This is a genomic window from Acinetobacter sp., from assembly GCF_041919735.1.
Lineage (GTDB): Bacteria > Pseudomonadota > Gammaproteobacteria > Pseudomonadales > Moraxellaceae > Acinetobacter.
On record NZ_JAYRTF010000054.1, the window covers coordinates 1 to 1950 of the forward strand.

A 1950-nucleotide genomic window follows, 5' to 3' on the forward strand; every position below is an offset into this window, starting at 1 on the left:
GTGTGCTCGGCCAACAGGGCGGCACTGGTGATGTGGTCGGCATGGTTGTGCGTTTCCACCGCCCAGCACAGCCGCAGGCCCCGGGCCTGCAGCACGGCCAGGTCGCGCTCGATCTGCGCATCGACAGGGTCGATGATCAAGGCCTCGCGCGTCTGCGGGTCGTGCAGCAGATAGGTGCAGGTGCCGGAGGCGGGGTCCAGGAGTTGGAGGGGAAATGGCATGCGTACTAATTAAAAACAGCAAATGGCTTGGCTATATCTACTCTTATTCCAATGATATGGCGGAAGGAGCAATGCCCCCAATCCGTCTTTCATGCATGATGCGAAACGCCTTTTCCAACTGTTTCGCTCGATCCTTTCCATCGAATAACTTTGCATTTTGCTTATTTTGATTCAGCCGTTCTTTTAATGCGGAAATTTCTGAATAATTGACGCCGATTGCTATTGCTTTTTGAACGCATTCGTCAGCCGAGCGGGTAATGAGCTCCTTCAACCCAAGCGAAGTAAGCAAACTTGCAGCGACCCTGCTCGCAAACGATTCGCCCGCAATTGTGAGCACAGGCACACCCGCCCACAAGGCGTCGCTTGCCGTTGTATGGGCGTTGCATGGGTATGTATCTAAGAACAAATCTGCCAACTTGTAGCGCGCCAGATGATCCTCGTTGTTCATTGTTTTCGCAAAAATCAATCTATTTGATGCAACTCCGCGAGACATCGCCTCTTTGACCAAATTATCAGCTGCAAGATCATTGTCCACATAAATCCAAAGCACACTGTTTTGATTGCCGCGCAAAATATTCATCCAGCAATCAAAAAGCTCCGGGGTTATTTTGTAGTTAGCATTGAAACTACAGTAAACAAAACAACTCTCTGGCAACCCCACCTCCGCACGAGCGAAAGTGCGCGACGATATTTTTCTTTGCGAATTATTTGGCTGATAGCAATCCGGCAACCGGACAACACTTTCGGAATAACCTTGGCTATGTTCTTCAGGAGCGACAACAGCATCTGCAATCATATAATCCATACATCTTGCACCAGTCGTCCCAGGATACCCCAAATAAGACACCTGCACTGGAGCACACCGATACACAAACGCCCCAAAGCGGGTATTTCCGGTGTACCCCTTTAAATCAACGGCAATATCAATCCCCAATTCCCTTGATTTTTCCGCAATCTGGACATCCGATAACTCCCTCACATCAATAAAATGATCTACGGCGCCTCGCACACGCCGACGCATCTCATCCTCCTGCTGCGGACCAAAATTAAAAGCAAACCACTCAAATTCACCATGTGAATGCGCCTCCAGCATCTCAATCATGAGATACATCGTCGCATGCTCTTGAAAATCAGCCGAATAATATCCAATTTTGATGGGGCCGGATTTAGGCATCAGAAATTCACCAGTCAGCTCTCGGTGAAATCCATATATTTTTGAAACATACCCCTCTGCCACTTTGCGCTGCAAAAAAATATCATCGATAGAAGTGGCAACTGAAAATGGATTCGCAATCAATCCACGATTTTTAACTCCATCACGCAAAACCGCTCGCAGATCTCCAATCTCACTCCAGTCACATGCTTTCATTTTTACATGCAAATAATCAGAAAGCAATGCGTCGTGATCAGGATCAATATCCACCGCCTTTTTCAGCGAAATCAACGCCTCTTTTTTGTCACCACATTCATTTTGACACATGCCCAAAACATGCCATGTGATTACAGAATTCAGCCCCATCCTTATGGCACTCTTCAATGCGGAAACGGCATCTGGAGGTCTATTAAAATCTGCCAGCAAAACCCCATAATTGGACAAAGCATTCGCATACATCGGATTGATTTTTAGCGCCATCTGATAGCCTTTCAAAGCTTCAGATTTGTCACCAATTTTTTGCAGCGCCGACGCGCGGTTGTTGTGGAACTCCGCAACACCTGGATTTATTCCAAT

General features: G+C 47.4%; 2 protein-coding genes. Both read right to left on the minus strand.

Annotated features, from left to right (window positions below):
• On the minus strand, positions 1 to 221 hold a 221-nt coding region (locus ACE3T3_RS15860), incomplete at its 3' end, for an MBL fold metallo-hydrolase (protein WP_374668624.1).
• Positions 222 to 264: 43 nt separating this feature from the next.
• Positions 265 to 1950 (minus strand): hypothetical protein (locus ACE3T3_RS15865; RefSeq protein ID WP_374668626.1); only part of this gene is annotated, 1686 nt, incomplete at its 5' end.